Below are 17,849 nucleotides of genomic sequence, written 5' to 3' on the forward strand. Positions count from 1 at the left end.
TTGTTCTTCCTTGGAGTCAGTGCTTGCTGGCGCCGGCAGCGCCGATACCGGTCATGGAACGGATGAACTGCGCCAGGTAGCGGCCACGTTCCTGGCTGGCGCGTGCGGAATTGTCGGTGACCGAGAACGCCCAGGCGCCGAGGAACGCCAGGCTCATGGAGAACAGCGCGGGGTTGCTGTAGGGGAACAGTGCCTTTTCGTGATGCAGCACATTGACCCACACCGCCGGGCCCAGCACTACCAGCAGCACTGCCGAGACCAGCCCGGCCATGCTGCCGCACACTGCGCCACGGGTGGTCAGGCCTTTCCAGAACATCGAAAGCAGCAGTACCGGGAAGTTGACCGAGGCCGCCACCGCCAACACCAGGCCGGAGAGGAAGGCGATGTTCTGCGACTCGAACAGCAGGCCGAGGATCACCGCCAGCAAACCGATCAACAGGGTGGCGAGGCGCGACACACGCATTTCATCCTGCTCGCTGGCCTTGCCCTGGCGCATCACGCAGGCATACAGGTCGTGGGATACGGCCGAAGCCCCGGACAACGCCAGGCCGGCAACCACGGCGAGGATGGTGGCAAAGGCCACGGCGGAGATGAAACCGAGGAACAGGTTGCCACCCACTGCCTGGGCCAGGTGCACGGCGACCATGTTGCCACCGCCAATGATCGCGCCGGTGGCATCGCGGTAGGTGGGCTCGGTGCCGACCATGACGATGGCGCCAAAGCCGATGACAATCAGCAGCAAGTAGAAATAGCCGATGAAGCCGGTGGCATAGAACACGCTCTTGCGCGCTTCCTTGGCATCGCTGACGGTAAAGAAGCGCATCAGGATATGCGGCAGGCCGGCCGTGCCGAACATCATGCCCAACCCCAGCGAAATGGCATCCACCGGGTTGGACAGCAAACCGCCCGGGGCCATGATCGCCTGGCCCTTGGCATGCACGGCCACGGCACTGGCGAACATCGCCTCGGTGCTGAAGCCGAAGTGCCTGAGCACCATGAATGCCATGAAGCTGGTGCCCGACAGCAGCATCACCGCCTTGATTATCTGCACCCAGGTGGTGGCGAGCATGCCACCGAAGGTGACGTAGGCGACCATCAGCACGCCGACCAGCATTACCGCATACAGGTAGCTGATGCCGAACAGCAGTTCGATCAGCTTGCCGGCGCCGACCATCTGCGCCACCAGGTACATCAGCGCCACCACCAGGGTGCCGAACGCCGAGGTGAGGCGCACCGGGGTCTGTGCCAGGCGGTAGCTGACCACATCGGCGAAGGTGTACTTGCCCAGGTTGCGCAGGCGTTCGGCAATCAGGAACAGGATGATCGGCCAGCCGGCGAGCACGCCCAGCGCGTACAGCAGGCCGTCGTAGCCGTTCATGAACATCATCGCCGAAATGCCCAGGAACGAGGCGGCGCTGATCATGTCGCCGGCGATCGCCAGGCCGTTCTGCATGCCGCTCAGGCCCCCGCCGGCGGTGTAGAAGTCGCTGGCCGAGCGGGTGCGCATGGCCGCCCAGCGGGTGACCAGCAGGGTAAGGCAGACGAACACCATGAACATCGAGATGGCGGTCCAGTTCATTGCGCACACTCCTGCTTGACCTTGTCGTTGAGCGGATCGAGCACGTTGTTGGCGCGATGCACGTAGATGCCGGTCAGGGCGAAGGACAACAGCACCATCAGCACGCCAACCAGCATGCCGACAGTGGTCACGCCACCGCTGAGGGACTGGCCGAGGGTACTGGGCGAAAATGCCACCAGCAGGACGAAGCCGTAGTAAGTCACCAGCATGGCCAGGGTCAGGCCGCCGTTGAGGCGGCGTTTGCGCCGCACCAGGTGCTGGAAGTCGGGGTGGTTGACGATGCTTTCGATGCGTTCGGGGGTCATGGGTTGCGATCTCTGGGTGTTGTAATTGTTTTGTTGAGGTCACGCGGGTGTTGCATTGTTGTTGGAGCGGCCTTTGTAGGAGCGGCCTTGTGTCGCGAAAGGGCTGCGCAGCAGCCCCGGCAATCCATGATCAGGGCCGGGATCCTGGGCCGCGTTACGGCCCTTTCGCGACACGAGGCTGCTCCCACACAAACCGCGTCAGCAGCCTGAGAGGGGCTTGGGCCTACAGCTGGTCGAAGTCGAGCACCACCTTGTCGCTTACCGGGTAGGTCTGGCACGACAGCACGTACCCGGCCGCCACTTCGTAATCCTCCAAGGCATGGTTGCTGTCCATTTCCACCTCGCCTTCGATGACCCGGCACTTGCAGGTGGAACACACCCCGGCCTTGCACGAGTACGGCAGCTCGGCGCCGATGGCATTGCCGGCGTCAAGCACGTTCTGGGTGTTGCGTGGCAGGTCGAAGGTAAGTGCGCGGCCGTCGCTGATCACGGTGATGTGACTGAGCGCCGAGTCCACCTGGCGCGCCGCTTCGCGGGCCTCGCGTCGGGCTTCGCTGCCGGCGGCGGTAAAGAGTTCGAAGTGGATGCGGTCCTTGGCCATGCCATTGGCCTTGAGGCTGTCGCGTACGGTCTCGGTCATCGCCTGAGGGCCACAGATGAACGCCGCATCCAGGCTGGCTACATCCAGCCAGCGCGAGAACAGCTGGCCGCACTTGTCGGCATCGATGCGGCCGTTGTACAGGTCGACATCCTGCTGTTCGCGGCTGAACACGAAAATCAGGTTCAGGCGGTCGAGGTAACGGTTCTTCAGGTCTTCGAGCTTGTCGCGGAACAGCGCCCCGGAGCTGGAGCGGTTGCCGTACAGCAGGGTGAAGCGGCTGTGCGGCTCGCTGGCCAGGGTGGTGGCGATGATCGACAGGATCGGGGTAATGCCGCTGCCGGCGGCGACCCCCAGGTAGTTGCCCTGGCGAGCCGTGTCCAGCGGCACGAAGAAGCTGCCCGACGGCGGCATCACGTCCAGCTGCTGGCCGGCCTTGAGCACGTCATTGGCAAACGCCGAGAAACGTCCGCCAGGCACGCGCTTGACCGCCACGCGCAGCTCGCCGTCCTGCACGGCGCTGCAGATGGAATAGGAGCGGCGGACTTCTTCGTTGTCCAGCTGGGTACGCATGACCAGGTACTGGCCCTGGGTGAAGCGGAACGTCTCGCACAGGTGCTCGGGCACGTCGAAGGCAATCGATACCGCATCACGGGTCTCGTTGCGCACTTGCTTGATGGTCAGGCTGTGAAACGGGCTCATGGCGTTCTCCACGGCTCAAAGGCATTTGAAATAGTCGAACGGCTCCAGGCACTCGCGGCAGCGGTACAGTGCCTTGCAAGCGGTGGAGCCGAACTGGCTGAGCAATTCGGTCTGGGCGCTGCCGCACTGCGGGCAGCACACCTGGGGCGCCTCGCCGAGCAGGCTGCGCTTGCTGCTACTGGCTTGCGGCGGGGCGATGCCATAGGCTCGCAGGCGTTCGCGGCCCAGTTCGCTGATCCAGTCGGTCGTCCAGGCCGGCGTCAGCCGGCGCTCCAGCGCAGGCGCCGGGAAACCCGCCTGCTCCAACGCCAGGCAAATATCCGCCTCGATCACCTCGGTGGCCGGGCAGCCGGAGTAGGTCGGCGTCACTACCAGGTGCAGATGGCCAGCACGCCAGTCGAGGCCACGGACGATGCCCAGGTCGACCACGCTGACCACCGGCACTTCCGGGTCCATGACCTGGGCCAGCACCGCCCAGGCACGTGCCAGGTCGTCCGCGCGTGCTGCGCGGGCGCCACGGTCGCCGGCAATCAGCTCACCAGGTTGCATCGGGGTAGGCCCTTGGCAGGAACTGCATCTCGGCCAGCAGCAGACCAAGGTGCTCGGTGTGAAGACCTCTGCGGCCATCCAGGTAGAACTGGCTGGCAGCTTTGGGCAGCGGCAGCTCGACTGAAGCGAAGACTTCGCCAACCTGCTTCAGCCAGCCTGCGCCGACGCTGGCCGGATCGGCGGCGATACCTGCATGGGCCAGTCGTACCTCGTTGTCGCTGCCGGCCGTGAGTTCAACGGTGAAGCGCCACAGGGCCGGGATGGCGGAAAGCATGCGCTGGCGGCTTTCTTCGGTGCCGCCACCCAGGCGCTGTACCCATTCGCTGGAACGGCGCAGGTGGTAGGTGACTTCTTTCAGGGCTTTGCCAGCGATACCGGCAATTCGCTCGTCGCGAGAACCGGCCAGGCCCTGGAGCACAGCGAAATGCCAGGTGTCATAAAGGAACTGCTTGGTCATGGTCACGGCGAAATCGCCATTGGGTTGCTCGACCAGCAGCAGGTTGCGGTAGGCCCGCTCGTCGCGACGGAAGACGAGGGCATCGGCGTCGCGGCCGTCATCCAGCAGCTCGGCGGCATATTCCAGCCAGTTGCGCGCCTGGCCGACCAGGTCGAGGCCCACGTTCATCAGGGCCAGTTCTTCTTCGATGGCCGGGGCCCGGCCACACCATTCGCAGAGGCGCTGGCCCTGCACCAGGGCACTGTCGCCGAGCAGCAGCAGGTAGGGAATCAGATCGTGCTTGTGCATGGCCAACCTCACATGTGCCCGACTTCGTCGGGCAGTTCGTAGAAGCTGGCATGGCGATAGACCTTGTCGTCCGCCGGGGCGAACAGCGGGTCTTTGTCGTCGGGGGAGGAGGCGGTGATCAGGGCCGAGGGTACCACCCACAGGCTTACCCCCTCGCTGCGGCGGGTATACAGCTCGCGGGCGTTCTCGATGGCCATGGCCGCATCGGCAGCGTGCACGCTGCCGACATGCTTGTGGTTAAGGCCGTGCTTGCTGCGCACGAACACTTCGTAGAGGGTCCAGACAGACATTTTCGATCTCCGCATCAATCGCCGCTCAGGCGGCGTTCTTGTTCTGTTGCTTGCGTGCGTAGGCCACCGCCGCCTCGCGTACCCAGGCGCCGTCCTCGATAGCCTTGCGCCGGGTGGCGATACGTTCCTGGTTGCACGGGCCATTGCCCTTGATCACTTCGTAGAACTCGTCCCACTGGATCTCGCCGAAATCGTAGTGGCCGCGTTCGGCGTTCCACTTCAGCTCGGGGTCGGGGGCGGTACAGCCGAGCAGCTCGAGCTGCGGCACGGTCTGGTCGATGAAGCGCTGGCGCAGTTCGTCGTTGGTCTGGCGCTTGATTTTCCAGGCCATGGACTGGGCGCTGTTGGGCGAGTGTTCGTCGCTGGGGCCGAACATCATCAGCGCCGGCCACCACAGGCGGTTGATGGCGTCCTGGACCATGTCGCGCTGGGCCTGGGTGCCGTGGCGCATCATGGTCAGGAGCATTTCGTAGCCCTGGCGCTGGTGGAAGCTCTCTTCCTTGCAGATGCGAATCATGGCGCGCGAATAAGGGCCATAGGAGGTGCGCTGCAGCACCACCTGGTTGACGATGGCGGCGCCATCCACCAGCCAGCCCACCGCACCCATGTCGGCCCAGCTGAGGGTGGGGTAGTTGAAGATGCTCGAATACTTGGCCTTGCCGCTGTGCAGCTTGGCGACTTCTTCGTCGCGGTCGGCGCCCAGGGTTTCCATGGCGCTGTACAGGTACAGGCCGTGGCCGGCTTCGTCCTGGATCTTGGCCATCAGCTGCAGCTTGCGCTTGAGGCTGGGGGCGCGGGTCACCCAGTTGCCTTCGGGGAGCATGCCGACGATTTCCGAGTGGGCATGCTGGGAGATCTGCCGGATCAGGGTCTGGCGATAGGCCTCGGGCATCCAGTTCTTGGCTTCGATCTTGATTTCGGCATCGATCTTTTCCTGGAAGTTGCGCTCCTCGGGCGACATTTCTTCCAGCGACTTGACGCGCTTGACTCCGGTTTCCACTAGCTGTGCGTACATGTGCTGCGACTCCTGCTAAGGCATGAGTCATTTGTAAGCGATACAAAACTAATCGTCAAACATATTTGTGTGTATCAAATAAGATTTATGTATCGCTTTGCTGGCCGAGGGGGCTGCTTTGCAGCCCTTTCGCGACGCAAGGCCGCTCCTACACAGAAACGCAATCTGCTGTAGGAGCGGCCTTGCGTCGCGAAAGGGGCGCAAAGCGCCCCCAGCAAACTCCAGGCAAAAAAAGCCCCGGACGATGCCGGGGCCAAACAGGCAGCTGAATGAATCAGCTGGCCAACCGTTTGTCGAATACGTGACAAGCCTTGCCTTCGGACCGCTTGAGCGTGCCGCAGGGCTGCAGGCGTACCTGGGTGCTGATGCCGATGTAGGTCTTGATCTGCCGGGTCAACTCGCCAACCAGCAACTTGCGCTGGCCTTCATCAAGGTGTTGGCACTCCGCACGCAACTCCACATGCACTTCCACGCTGTCCAGATTTCCATTGCGATACAGATATATTTCATAAAGCTCAGATAGCTGTTTTATTTTTAGTACCTGCTCCTCGATCTGGGTCGGGAACACATTGACCCCGCGAATGATGAGCATGTCGTCGCTGCGACCGGTGATCTTGCCGATCCGCCGCATCGGCCGGGCAGTGCCGGGCAACAACCGGGTCAGGTCGCGGGTGCGGTAGCGCACCATGGGCAACGCTTCCTTGCTCAGCGAGGTGAATACCAGTTCGCCCAGCTCGCCATCTGGCAACACCTGGCCAGTGACCGGATCGATGATCTCGGGGTAGAAGTGGTCTTCCCAGATGGTCGGGCCGTCCTTGGTCTCGAGGCATTCCATCGCCACCCCCGGGCCCATGATTTCTGACAGGCCATAGATGTCGAGGGCATCGATGCCCAGGCGCTGTTCGATCGAGCGACGCAGCTCGTCGGTCCAGGGCTCGGCACCAAAAATGCCCAGGCGCAGCTTGAGCGCGTGCGGGTCGATGCCCTGGCGCTCGATCTCGTCGGCCAGGTTGAGCATGTAGGACGGGGTGACCATGATGATATCGGGCTGGAAGTCGCGGATCAGCTGCACCTGCTTCTCGGTCTGGCCGCCAGACATGGGAATCACCGTGCAGCCCAGGCGCTCGGCACCATAATGCGCCCCCAGCCCGCCGGTAAACAGGCCATAGCCATAGGACACATGCACCTTGTCGCCCTTGCGGCCGCCAGCAGCGCGGATCGAGCGAGCCACCACGTTGGCCCAGGTATCGATGTCGTTCTGGGTGTAACCGACCACCGTCGGCTTGCCAGTCGTGCCGCTGGAGGCGTGCAAGCGCACCACCTCCTGCTGGGGCACGGCGAACATGCCGTAGGGGTAGTTGTCGCGCAGGTCGTTCTTGCCAGTGAAGGGGAACTTCGCCAGGTCTTCGAGGCACTCGAGATCATCAGGGTGGGCGCCGCACTCGGCAAAGCGCTGGCGGTACAGCGGGACGTTGTCGTAGGCGTGCTTCAGGCTCCAGCGCAGGCGCTCCAGCTGGTGGTGGCGCAGGGCGTCGACGCTGGCGGTTTCCATCGGGTCCAGCTGGGCACGATCGGCATCATGGTACATGTTCATGGCTTCACTCGAATTGTTCTTGTACGCCGCGCGGCAGCGGTTGCAGGTGCGCGGTGAGTGTCATGGACGCAGCATATACGGCTGCATTCGGTTCGGTAACGGGCCGATGGTCGGAGCCGCTCAAAGGCGCTCGATGACCATCGCGATGCCTTGCCCTACACCAATGCACATGGTGCACAGGGCGTAGCGCCCGGCGGTTTCCTCCAGCTCGTGCAGGGCAGTGGTGACCAGGCGTGCGCCGCTCATGCCCAGCGGATGGCCCAGGGCGATGGCTCCGCCGTTGGGGTTGACCCGCTTGTCGTCATCGGCCAGGCCCAGCTCGCGCAGCACCGCCAGGCCCTGGGCAGCAAAGGCCTCGTTGAGTTCGATGACATCCATGTCGGCCAACGACAGCCCGGTCAGCTCGAGGACCTTGCGGGTAGCCGGTACCGGTCCCATGCCCATCAGCCGCGGTTCGACCCCGGCCACAGCCATGCCGACGATGCGCCCTCGGGCCTTGAGGCCATGGCGACGGGCGGCGGTGCCGCTGGCCAGCAACAGCGCACAGGCGCCGTCGTTGACCCCGGAGGCATTGCCGGCGGTGACGCTGCCACCTTCACGGAACGGGGTGCCAAGCCTGGCCAGTTGCTCCAGGGTGGTATCACCACGCGGGTGCTCGTCGTGCTCGACCACTTTGGCCGGGCCTTTGCGTTGTGCGACCTCGACCGGCACGATTTCCCGTGCCAGGCGGCCACGCGCTTGGGCTGCGGCGGCCTTGTGCTGGCTGCGCAGGGCGAACGCGTCCTGGTCGGTGCGGGAAATGCCGAACTGCTGGGCAACGTTCTCGGCGGTTTCCGGCATGGAATCGGTGCCGAAGGCCGCCTTGAGCAACGGGTTGACGAAACGCCAGCCGATGGTGGTGTCGAACAGCTCGGCCGCGCGCCCGAACGCCTGCTCCGGCTTGCCCATGACGAACGGCGCACGCGACATCGACTCCACGCCGCCGGCCAGCATCAACCCGGCTTCGCCGCAGCGCAGGGCGCGCGCAGCAGTGCCAATGGCGTCGAGGCCGGAACCGCACAGGCGGTTGATGGTGGTGCCGGGCACCTCGATGGGCAGCCCGGCCAGCAGGCTGGCCATGTGCGCCACGTTGCGGTTGTCCTCGCCAGCCTGGTTGGCACAACCGAGGATCACGTCGTCGATGGCTTTCCAGTCCAGTTGCGGGTGGCGGCGGATAAGCGCCTTGAGCGGGATGGCCGCCAGGTCATCGGCCCGCACACTGCTCAAGGCTCCGGCATATCGGCCAATGGGGGTGCGTACGGCGTCGATGATCAAGGCGTCGGCCAGGGTGTGTTCAGTCATCTTGCGTCTCCTGCGCCAGCACGGTGCCGCGCACTTTGTAGGATTTGCCATGGAACATCGCCAGCAACTCACCGCGCTGGTTCTCGATGCGGACCTGGTACAGGCCAGTGCGGCCCTTGCGGCTGATCTCGCTGGCCTGGGCGGTGAGCAGGTCATCGCGCAGTGCCGGGGCCAGGTAATCGATGCTGCAGCCTTGGGCGACAGTGGCCTGGTCGTAACTGTTGCAGGCGAAAGCAAATGCCGAATCGGCCAAGGCGAACAGGTAGCCGCCGTGGCAGGTACCATGGCCCTGGATCATGTCGGCGCGTACCGGCATGCGCAGGGATGCCTGGCCGGGGCCAGCGGCCAGCAGCTGGATGCCCAGGCCCTGGGTGGCCAGGTCGCGGGCGTACATGGCATCGGCACAGGCTTGTGCCAGCTCGACTTCAGTCATGCAGGGTGCCTCCTTTGGCTTCGCAGCGGCGTAACAGCAGGGAAGGGCGGTAGCGGCTCTCGCCGTAGCTGCGCTGCAAGTTGTCGAGCACACGCAGGGTCTGGCGGATGCCGAGATGAGTGGCCCAGGCCAACGGGCCGCAGGGGTAGTTGACGCCCGCGCGCATGGCCAGGTCGATGTCGGCGGCGCTGCCGACGCCTTGCAATACCGCATCGGCGGCCTCGTTGGCGAGCATAGCCACGGTACGCAGCACCACCAGGCCCGGCAGGTCGGCGACAGGGGTAATCCGCAGGCCGGCACGCTGCAGCAAGGCCACCGCCTGGTCACGGGCGTTGTCGCTGGTGTCCGCCGACCAGCTGATGGCAATGCGTGTGGCGGTACCGTAGTCCAGTGCCAAGTCCAGCAGCACCAGGTTACGCAGGCCGTCCTCCCGCGCACGCTGGCTGGCCAGGCGGCCATCTGACAGCGCGATGGTGGCTTCGCCTGCCTGAATCAGGCCGCTACCGGCACGCTGGGTCACGGTGATGCCGCTTCGGCGCAAGCGCTCGACCAGCGGCTGCAGCACCCCGAGATGGCCTTCGACGACGCAGGCCTCGGCTGAGGCAGGGCTGTGCAGCTCAAGCGGCTGCGGACGCACGGCCCCCTCGGCATAGCTATAGAAGCCCTGGCCGCTCTTTCGACCGAGGCGACCGGCGTCGACCAGTTCTTTTTGCACCAGCGAAGGCTGGAAGCGGGAATCACCATAAAATGCTTCGAATACCGAGCAGGTGACCGCGTAATTAACGTCTTGGCCAATCAGGTCGGTCAGCTCGAACGCGCCCATGCGGAAACCGCCGGCATCCCGTAATAGCGCGTCCAGCGTTGCGCAATCGGCTGCGCCTTCCTGCAGCAGACGCAGGCTTTCCGCGTAGAATGGCCGCGCCACGCGGTTGACGATGAAACCCGGCGTGGAGCGCGCATGCACCGGCTGCTTGCCCCAGGCCTTGGCGGTGGCATGAATGCACGCGGCAACGGCCGGGGCAGTAGCCAGGCCCGAGACCACTTCAACCAGCGCCATCAGCGGTGCGGGGTTGAAGAAGTGCATGCCGACCAGCTGTTGCGGGCGTTGCAGCCCGGCGGCGAGGCTGGTGATGGACAGCGACGAGGTGTTGCTGGCAAGGATGCAGTCGGCAGCACACAGGGCTTCCAGCTGGCTGAACAACGCTTGCTTGACGTGCAGGTTCTCGACGATGGCCTCGATCACCAGGCGTGCATCGGCCAAGGCTTCAATACGCTCCACCGGGCACAGCCGGGCGCTGATCGCTTCCCGTTCGACGGGCTGCAAGGTGCCTTTTTCCACCAGCCGGGCAAGTTGCCGATCGATACCGGCCACCGCCTGCACAGCAGCGCCAGGGCGGTTGTCGTAGAGTCTGACCGGGTGGCCGGCCTGTGCCGCGACCTGGGCGATGCCAGCCCCCATCGCGCCCGCGCCGATCACCGCCACCGGCGTATTGCTTGCAAGTGCACTCATGCTCAACGCCCCTTGAATACCGGCGTACGTTTGTCGATGAAGGCACTCACGCCTTCACGGTAGTCCTCGCTGCGCCCGGCCAGGCGTTGCAGGTCGCGTTCCAGCTCCAGCTGCTCATCGAAACCATTGTCGAAGCTGGCGTTGAGGGCGCGCTTGATCAGGGCCAGGCCATAGGTTGGCTGGGTGGCGAGCTGGCGGGCGAAGGTGAGGGCCTCGTCGCGCAGGGCAGCATCATCCACCACGCGATGGATCAGCCCCCATTGCTGAGCCTGTTCCGCGCCGAGGCGTTCGCCCAGCAGGGCCAGGGCCTTGGCCCGTGCCATGCCGACAAGGCGCGGCAGCAGCCAGGTACCCCCGGAGTCCGGCACCAGGCCGATCTTGCAGAAAGCCTGGATGAAGCTTGCCGACCGGGCCGCCAGCACCAGGTCGCAGGCCAGCGGGATATTGGCACCGGCGCCGGCTGCCACGCCATTGACCGCGCAGACCACCGGCAAGGGCAAGTCCCGCAGGGTACGCACCAGCGGGTTGTAGAAGCGTTCGATTGATTCGCCCAGGTCCGGCATCTCGGCGCCGGGTGCGACATTGCGCTCGGACAGGTCCTGGCCGGCACAGAAGCCGCGGCCCTCAGCCGTAAACAGCAGCACCCGTGCATCACTGCTCTGGCGCACCTGCTTGAGCGCTTCGCGCACTTCCAGATGCATGGCGGCATTAAAGCTGTTCAGCTGTTCGGGGCGGTTCAAGGAGAGGAGGGCGACGCCGTCCTCGATGGAAAACAGGATGTGCTGGAAGGTCATGACAGACTCGCTTCGTCAGGCTAGGGAAGGATGATCAGCGGCCCTGGAAGCGGGCCTGGCGTTTTTCCTGGAAGGCGCGAATGCCTTCGTCGCGGTCAGCGGTGCCGGCCAGCAAGGTGAAGGCATGACGCTCGAAGCGCAGGCCGCTGGCCAGGTCGGTGTCCGCGGCCTTCAGCAGCGCTTCCTTGGCCAGGCGCACCGCCAGCGGCGCCTTGGCGGCGATGCTGCGGGCGACCTGCATGGCGCGTTCTACAGTCAATTCGGGCTGGGTGACTTCGCTGACCAGGCCCGCCTGCAGGGCGTGGCGAGCGGTGATGGTCTCGCCAGTCAGGACCATTTGCATGGCCAGCGGCTTGCCTACGGCGCGCAGCAGGCGTTGGGTGCCGCCGGCGCCTGGGATGATGCCGAGGTTGATTTCCGGCTGGCCGAAGCGCGCATCGGTGCCGGCGATGACGATGTCGGCGCACATCATCAGCTCACACCCACCGCCCAGGGCATAGCCGTCGACCGCCGCGATCAGTGGCTTGCTGAAAGCAGCGATGCCTTGCCAGTGCGCAACGCGCGGGTCATTGAGAATGCCCACCAGATCGCGCTCGGCCATCTCGCGGATATCGGCGCCCGCGGCGAACGCCTTGCGATCACCGGTGATGATTACCACGCGGGTCAGTTCATCGTGCTCAGCCGCCCTGAGTGCAGCGGCCAGTTCTGCCAGCAACTCGGTGCACAGGGCGTTCAGGGCCTCGGGCCGCTGCAGGGTGATGAGCTGGATACCCTGTGCGGGCGCCTGCACGGCGAGATATCGCGGCATGTCGGGTTCCTCTGGCTGCACGCACGGCACATCGTGGGGCCGGCATTTCTTGGAATTGTCTGCAGGGACGTAATGCGGGGGTCACGTCCAGGTGGCACCAGTATATGCATCATTCGATACATTTACGCAACATCATAATGACTATGATGTATCCTTTTAGGGTGTAAGACGAACACGATAGCGGCTCTGCAGAGGCGCAATAACGATGTGCAGCGCGGGCTACAACCCCAATTCGGACGGTTTCCGAAGGTAAGTTTCGGTAGAAAAAGTGATACATCAACTGGGCAATTGACGGCCGACATAATGCGATACAAGATCTAACAGAATGTCTTATCACTTCAGGAGCTTTTGCCATGCCTTGCTACCGACTGGACGGCCTGACGCCCGTGGTTCATCCCACAGCCTATGTGCACCCCAGCGCCGTGCTGATTGGCGACGTGATCATCGGCCCCCGCTGCTATGTGGGCCCACTGGCATCGCTGCGAGGGGATTTCGGCCGCATCGTGCTGGAGGAGGGTGCCAACCTGCAGGACACCTGTGTGATGCATGGCTTTCCCGGCGGTGACACGGTGGTCGAACGTAACGGACACGTCGGGCACGGCGCCGTGTTGCACGGCTGCCGGATCGGTGAAGACGCCTTGATTGGCATGAACGCCGTGGTCATGGACGGTGCCCGAGTGGGACCACGCTGCATCGTCGCGGCCACCGCATTCGTCAAAGCGGGTTTCGAATGCGCAGCACAAAGCCTGGTGATGGGCGCGCCAGCCCAGGTCAAACGCTCGCTGAGCGAACAGGAGCTGGCCTGGAAGCAGCGCGGCACCGCCGAGTACCAACACCTGGCACAGCGCTGCATGAATACCATGGTTGAATGTCTGCCACTGAACGAAGCCGAGCCCGAGCGCCCACGCATGGAAGACACCGGTGTCAGGCCCAAAGGTATGGCACCGGCATGAGCCTGGCAGCGTCACGCCATGGTCAGACGGTCCGCCGCACAGGTATAGTCGGTGCTTTATCCGCGCACAGTTCGCCCATGAGCAATCTCGCCCCACTGAACAACCTGATCACCCGCTTCCAGGAACAGACGCCGATCCGCGCCAGTTCGCTGATCATCACTTTGTACGGCGACGCCATCGAGCCCCACGGCGGCACCGTCTGGCTGGGCAGCCTGATCAACCTGCTGGAGCCGGTCGGCATCAACGAGCGGCTGATTCGCACGTCGATCTTCCGCCTGACCAAGGAAGGCTGGCTGACCGCCGAGAAGGTTGGCCGGCGCAGCTATTACAGCCTGACGGGTACTGGCCGGCGGCGCTTCGAGAAAGCTTTCAAAAGGGTCTACAGCCCCAGCCAACCTGCCTGGGACGGCGCCTGGACCTTGGTATTGCTGTCGCAACTCGAGGCAGGCAAGCGCAAAGCGTTGCGTGAAGAACTGGAGTGGCAGGGGTTTGGTGCCATGGCGCCAAACCTGCTGGGTTGCCCACGGGCAGACCGCGTCGACCTGACGGCCACCTTGCGCGAGCTGGATGCCGCTGACGACAGCATTGTCTTCGAAACCCACACTCAGGAAGTGCTTGCCTCCAAGGCCATGCGCGCCCAGGTCCGGGAAAGCTGGCGTATCGACGAACTGGGGCAGCAGTACAGTGAATTCATTCAGCTGTTCCGGCCACTATGGCAAGGCTTGAAAGAACAGCAACAACTCGATGCGCAGGACTGCTTCCTGGCCCGTACGCTGCTGATTCACGAATACCGCCGACTGTTGCTACGCGATCCGCAACTGCCGGACGAACTGCTGCCAGGGGATTGGGAGGGAAGGGCCGCGCGGCAGTTGTGCCGTAACCTGTATCGCCTGGTGTTCGCCAAGGCTGAAGAGTGGCTGAACGCGGCGTTGGAGACGGCTGATGGGCCGTTGCCGGATGTGAATGAAGGGTTCTACAAGCGTTTTGGCGGGCTGTTGTAGGGACTGCTCAGATATAACTACGCTAAATGAACATTTAGTGTAGTTATATCTGAAATGCATATCAGCGAAGCAGGCGACGGGCCAGCCAAACCGTTTGTCCGCCACATTCCGCATCCTCCACGATGTGCTCCAGCACTCCGAAACCGTGGTCGTTCAATCGAGCGGTGTATTCCTCAGGATCCAGGCTGGCGTGATAGAGCGTTTCACCCTGTAATTCACCCAAGGCTTCGCCATGTGCGGGCCCACTGGTAAACATCAGCAACGCACCAGGTGCAGCGTGGCGCTGGAATATAAGAAACATCTGGCGTTGATCGTCGGGCTTGAGATGGAACAAGCTGTTCCAGGCCAGAATGCCGAGAAACTGCCGACCGAGCGCTAGCGTGCGCATGTCCTGATGAATCCATTCCTGCGTTGGGAAACGTTTTCTGCACAAGGCGAGCATTTGCGTGGACGAATCTACACCGACAACAGACAGGCCGGCGTCGATCAGATGGCGTGCCACAGGTTGACCTGAGCCGCAGCCCAGATCCAGCACGATTGCTGTTGGTGGCAGTAACGAGCGGAAGCGTTCGATCCATTTGCGATCAACGAAATGATCGGAGCGCAGGTCATTCCAGATCGATGCGTGGCGATCGTAGAGACTGATGATCTGATTGGCGGATGGATGATACGGCATGGACTGGGCATCCTTGACTGTGAAGGTGGGACGTTCACGAGGGTTTCCAGCGTTCAAATGTACCTGGGTAGCGGCCAATGTGGGAAATATGAATTTGCGCATAATGAGTATTATGTTAAATGATGTATATTGGTGCTCCTGCTCACAGGTGTCCGCTTTCACTAACCTCCGTTGAGATTTTAACAAAACCCCGTTTTTGAAAAATCAACCATTTACCCATCGTCACCTGTCTCTCCTGCCTTCACTCGGTTTCACAAACCTCCGTTCAGCTCGCTATCCATCACCAGTCCTCACACCATACGCACTTCAGCTAGCCGTACCTCGACTCGACTACCAGGCTGACCGAAGAACATCGCAGCATTCACTCCTGCAAGCTTGCTGCCGTCAGCGTAGTTGAAGCTTTCTGTCACGTGCTTGCGGACAAGGATCTCAAACTTGTTCTCGTTCTCAGCGATCCAGGTCATGACTTTTCTGATCATGTTCAAAGGGGCTGGCCGCACAGCTGCTGCGCCGTGCTGAGCGCGGGCGCACACTGCTTTTGTGCCGTTTTGCGGGGAAAAGGTTAACGCTATCGAGCTGGAAAACTGCTGGGACGGTACACACAGGCCTCTTCCCGTAAAGCAGATGTACGACGAGATTAGTACCGTCTGGTTGACCTATAACACTCTTGCCTGATATTGCCTGTTGACGAAACGTCGTTGCCTTGCGCACTATCCGATCGTGAATCTTCGCAACGGATCACCCATGACGCTCACCGCTGACCACATGCTGACTGCCAAGGGCCTCTCTGCCCAGGCATGCGCATGCATGTCCGTTGCCAAAAAATCCAAGAAACAGCCGCTCATTTGACCGGGGCGCTGTCCCGTCAGATGAGCTGACAGGACAGATAGCGAAAGGTCTCCTCCCCGCTTGATTCCCATCCCCTCCTCTGACGTCGACCAATCGGTCTGCCTGAGGAGAAATGCATGTCTAATTTTCACGGTATCTGGGTTGCACTGGTCACACCATTCCATTCGGGACAGGTCGATTTCCACGCCCTCCAGGGCTTGGCCAAGAAGCTCCTCGCTGATGGTGTGAGAGGCCTCGTGGTATGCGGTACCACGGGCGAAGCCGCAGCCATGAGCAGAGATGAGCAACTCGCGGTACTGGATGCAGTTCTGCAGGTCGCCGAGCCTGGCCAAGTGATCATGGGGCTATCGGGTAACAACCTGCGGGAAGTCCTGGCGTTCCAGCAATCGATTCAGAGCCGTGATATCGCCGGCGTCCTGGTTCCAGCCCCCTACTACATCCGCCCATCACAACAAGGCATCGAGTCGTTCTTCCAAAAAGTCGCTGATGCCTCATCAGTCCCCGTAGTGCTTTACGACATCCCCTACCGGACAGGTGTGAGGATTGACCGAGAGACGCTGAGAAGGATCGTGCACCATCCAAAAATTGCCGCTGTGAAGGATTGCAGTGGGGATATCGAGACCACACTGGCACTGATCAGCGATGGCCATGCCGAGGTGCTGACAGGCGAGGATATCCAGATCTTCAACAACCTCGCTCTGGGCGGTGCCGGTGCGATTGCTGTTTCAGCACACATCCGCCCAGATCTCTTCGTCAAGATGATGCAGGAGGTGAACAGAAATGACGTCTTCGCAGCCCGGGCCACGTTCAATCGACTTTTACCGTGGATTCAGACAGCCTTCATCGAACCGAATCCAGCAGTCGTGAAAGCTGCGTTGGGCATGCAGGGGCTGATCGTCAACGAAGTGCGGGAACCGATGCAGCCTTGCACACTTTTCACAGCAGAGCGCTTGCAGGCAGTGCTCAATTCCTTGATGGCCTAGGCGAGGGCGAGAAAGCAGGCCGTTACGGTTGTTTCCAGAGCCAGGTGTCGGTAAGCCTGCGGATCGGTGTTCCGGTCAGCAGGCAGCCTATACATACGCTGACTAATTCTGCGCCGGCTCATAAAGGCTTTGCTCGAAGGCGGTACCGCACGCTGGATCGCTGCCGGGCAACCGCTGGAAACCGGCAAAACGCGGCTTGCCGTTCCACGCTGCGATCGCTACCGACGCCCGTACGAGGGCATGGACAATCCCCACGAGGCGATACAGGGGCTATCTGGGATTGGGAGTTTGGGCTGATAGCCCAACTCGAGCGTGATGGCTCCCATGGGTTCAAGGTGCTCTGAGCCTGGACAAATGTTCGCCTTGGGGTATGTAGCGCCTATGAGACCGAGCGCCGCGCGGGCGGTGCTCGGTCTCATAGGCAACGAAGAACTTCAAGCAAAAGTTGCTTCACATGAAGTCGATGCGGATTAGAAATCCACCTTCCCCCGCCCCGCCTTGACCGTGCTGCGCCTGGCTTTCCCCTCGAGGCGGCGGGTCTTCGAGCCGAGGGTCGGTTTGGTGGGGCGGCGTTTCTTCTCGGTCTTGCCGGCAGCGATGATCAACTCGGCAAGACGCGCCAATGCGTCGGCCCGGTTCTGCTCCTGGGTGCGGTACTGCTGCGCCTTGATGATCAACACGCCGTCGCCAGTGATGCGACTGTCACGCAGCGCCAGCAGCCGCTCCTTGTAGAACTCGGGCAAGGATGAGGCCGGGATGTCGAAGCGCAGGTGCACAGCGCTGGACACCTTGTTGACATTCTGCCCACCCGCGCCTTGCGCGCGGATGTAGGTCAGTTCGATTTCGGCATCTGGCAGATGTACGTTATTGGAGATGATCAGCATGGCATGGCCCCTGGGAATCGCCCCCATTATCGCCGCCTTCGTCACTGTCCCATAGAACAACACAAGATTCTTTGAAGCAGCGACAGGAATGTACGACGTGCCTGCAGTCTCGTAAGGCGAAGCTTGTTGTGCCCATGCTGAACATCCAGGGTTATGAGAATTGGCCTCCGAGCTACGGGATGAGTTTGGACCTGAGTGCGGTAGAACAGGCGATGGGACGTGGAATTCAGTTGGAATGAT

At 62.4% G+C, this 17,849-nt stretch carries 18 protein-coding genes and 2 pseudogenes; 4 read left to right on the forward strand and 16 right to left on the reverse strand.

The window, feature by feature from the left end; all coding sequences use genetic code 11:
- Positions 1–16 precede the first annotated feature (16 nt).
- From HU763_RS12550 to paaF, 13 genes and pseudogenes are all read right to left on the reverse strand, one after another.
- Positions 17–1,579: pseudogene (locus HU763_RS12550) on the reverse strand (cation acetate symporter); the annotation flags it as partial.
- Complete coding sequence (locus HU763_RS12555) at positions 1,576–1,884, reverse strand: DUF485 domain-containing protein (RefSeq protein ID WP_186685902.1); 309 nt, start codon at positions 1,882–1,884, stop codon at positions 1,576–1,578. The pseudogene HU763_RS12550 and the gene HU763_RS12555, both read right to left, overlap by 4 nt.
- Before the next feature lie 223 nt (positions 1,885–2,107).
- Complete coding sequence (paaE, locus tag HU763_RS12560) at positions 2,108–3,184, reverse strand: 1,2-phenylacetyl-CoA epoxidase subunit PaaE (RefSeq protein ID WP_186685901.1); 1,077 nt, start codon at positions 3,182–3,184, stop codon at positions 2,108–2,110.
- A 15-nt stretch (positions 3,185–3,199) separates the two neighbouring features.
- A complete protein-coding gene (gene paaD, locus HU763_RS12565) occupies positions 3,200–3,733 on the reverse strand; it encodes a 1,2-phenylacetyl-CoA epoxidase subunit PaaD (RefSeq protein ID WP_186685900.1) in 534 nt (177 codons plus the stop codon).
- Entirely contained in the window at positions 3,720–4,478 is a 759-nt protein-coding gene (gene paaC, locus HU763_RS12570; protein WP_186685899.1) for a 1,2-phenylacetyl-CoA epoxidase subunit PaaC, read from the reverse strand. The genes paaD and paaC overlap by 14 nt, the downstream gene beginning before the upstream one ends.
- A gap of 8 nt (positions 4,479–4,486) precedes the next feature.
- Entirely contained in the window at positions 4,487–4,768 is a 282-nt protein-coding gene (gene paaB / locus HU763_RS12575; RefSeq protein WP_170029893.1) for a 1,2-phenylacetyl-CoA epoxidase subunit PaaB, read from the reverse strand.
- Positions 4,769–4,793: 25 nt separating this feature from the next.
- Positions 4,794–5,783, reverse strand: coding sequence for a 1,2-phenylacetyl-CoA epoxidase subunit PaaA (gene paaA, locus HU763_RS12580; RefSeq protein WP_186685898.1), 990 nt, complete (start codon positions 5,781–5,783; stop codon positions 4,794–4,796).
- A 274-nt stretch (positions 5,784–6,057) separates the two neighbouring features.
- Positions 6,058–7,377 carry a phenylacetate--CoA ligase PaaK gene (gene paaK / locus HU763_RS12585; protein WP_186685896.1) on the reverse strand — a complete coding sequence of 440 codons (1,320 nt, stop codon included), beginning with the start codon at positions 7,375–7,377 and terminating at the stop codon, positions 6,058–6,060.
- Positions 7,378–7,497: 120 nt separating this feature from the next.
- Positions 7,498–8,718 (reverse strand): 3-oxoadipyl-CoA thiolase, encoded by a 1,221-nt coding sequence (gene pcaF, locus HU763_RS12590; RefSeq protein ID WP_186685894.1) that lies wholly within the window; start codon positions 8,716–8,718, stop codon positions 7,498–7,500.
- The gene (gene paaI / locus HU763_RS12595; protein ID WP_186685892.1) at positions 8,711–9,151 is read right to left on the reverse strand and encodes a hydroxyphenylacetyl-CoA thioesterase PaaI; all 441 of its coding nucleotides are present in this window, start codon (positions 9,149–9,151) and stop codon (positions 8,711–8,713) included. Before paaI ends, pcaF begins: the two co-directional genes overlap by 8 nt.
- Positions 9,144–10,661, reverse strand: coding sequence for a 3-hydroxyacyl-CoA dehydrogenase PaaH (paaH, locus tag HU763_RS12600; RefSeq protein ID WP_186685891.1), 1,518 nt, complete (start codon positions 10,659–10,661; stop codon positions 9,144–9,146). Before paaH ends, paaI begins: the two co-directional genes overlap by 8 nt.
- Positions 10,662–10,663: 2 nt before the next feature.
- Positions 10,664–11,455: a 2-(1,2-epoxy-1,2-dihydrophenyl)acetyl-CoA isomerase PaaG gene (gene paaG / locus HU763_RS12605; protein WP_186685890.1), complete on the reverse strand. Its 792-nt coding sequence runs from the start codon at positions 11,453–11,455 to the stop codon at positions 10,664–10,666.
- Positions 11,456–11,489: 34 nt separating this feature from the next.
- Positions 11,490–12,263: a 2,3-dehydroadipyl-CoA hydratase PaaF gene (gene paaF / locus HU763_RS12610; RefSeq protein ID WP_186685889.1), complete on the reverse strand. Its 774-nt coding sequence runs from the start codon at positions 12,261–12,263 to the stop codon at positions 11,490–11,492.
- Between the two features lie 353 nt (positions 12,264–12,616).
- Between paaF and paaY the strand changes: the two genes are divergently transcribed.
- Both paaY and paaX read left to right on the forward strand, forming a co-directional pair.
- Positions 12,617–13,216, forward strand: a complete 600-nt coding sequence (gene paaY, locus HU763_RS12615) for a phenylacetic acid degradation protein PaaY (protein ID WP_186685888.1) — start codon at positions 12,617–12,619, stop codon at positions 13,214–13,216.
- A 77-nt stretch (positions 13,217–13,293) separates the two neighbouring features.
- Complete coding sequence (gene paaX, locus HU763_RS12620; RefSeq protein ID WP_186685887.1) at positions 13,294–14,217, forward strand: phenylacetic acid degradation operon negative regulatory protein PaaX; 924 nt, start codon at positions 13,294–13,296, stop codon at positions 14,215–14,217.
- A 61-nt stretch (positions 14,218–14,278) separates the two neighbouring features.
- Here the strand turns inward: paaX and HU763_RS12625 are convergent, their stop codons facing one another.
- A complete protein-coding gene (locus HU763_RS12625) occupies positions 14,279–14,893 on the reverse strand; it encodes a class I SAM-dependent DNA methyltransferase (RefSeq protein WP_186685886.1) in 615 nt (204 codons plus the stop codon).
- Between the two features lie 290 nt (positions 14,894–15,183).
- Entirely contained in the window at positions 15,184–15,357 is a 174-nt protein-coding gene (locus tag HU763_RS12630) for a hypothetical protein (protein WP_186685884.1), read from the reverse strand.
- A gap of 501 nt (positions 15,358–15,858) precedes the next feature.
- Between HU763_RS12630 and dapA the strand changes: the two genes are divergently transcribed.
- Together dapA and HU763_RS24735 are read left to right on the forward strand one after the other, a co-directional pair.
- Positions 15,859–16,725: a 4-hydroxy-tetrahydrodipicolinate synthase gene (gene dapA, locus HU763_RS12635; RefSeq protein ID WP_186685881.1), complete on the forward strand. Its 867-nt coding sequence runs from the start codon at positions 15,859–15,861 to the stop codon at positions 16,723–16,725.
- Between the two features lie 129 nt (positions 16,726–16,854).
- Positions 16,855–17,069 (forward strand): annotated as a pseudogene (locus tag HU763_RS24735) (rhodanese-like domain-containing protein); the annotation flags it as partial.
- A 126-nt stretch (positions 17,070–17,195) separates the two neighbouring features.
- On the opposite strand, the gene arfB reads toward HU763_RS24735, so the two are convergent.
- Positions 17,196–17,609 carry an alternative ribosome rescue aminoacyl-tRNA hydrolase ArfB gene (gene arfB / locus HU763_RS12640; protein WP_186685878.1) on the reverse strand — a complete coding sequence of 138 codons (414 nt, stop codon included), beginning with the start codon at positions 17,607–17,609 and terminating at the stop codon, positions 17,196–17,198.
- Positions 17,610–17,849 lie beyond the last annotated feature (240 nt).

The sequence above is a fragment of the Pseudomonas anuradhapurensis genome (genome assembly GCF_014269225.2).
GTDB classification, from domain to species: Bacteria; Pseudomonadota; Gammaproteobacteria; order Pseudomonadales; family Pseudomonadaceae; genus Aquipseudomonas; species Aquipseudomonas anuradhapurensis.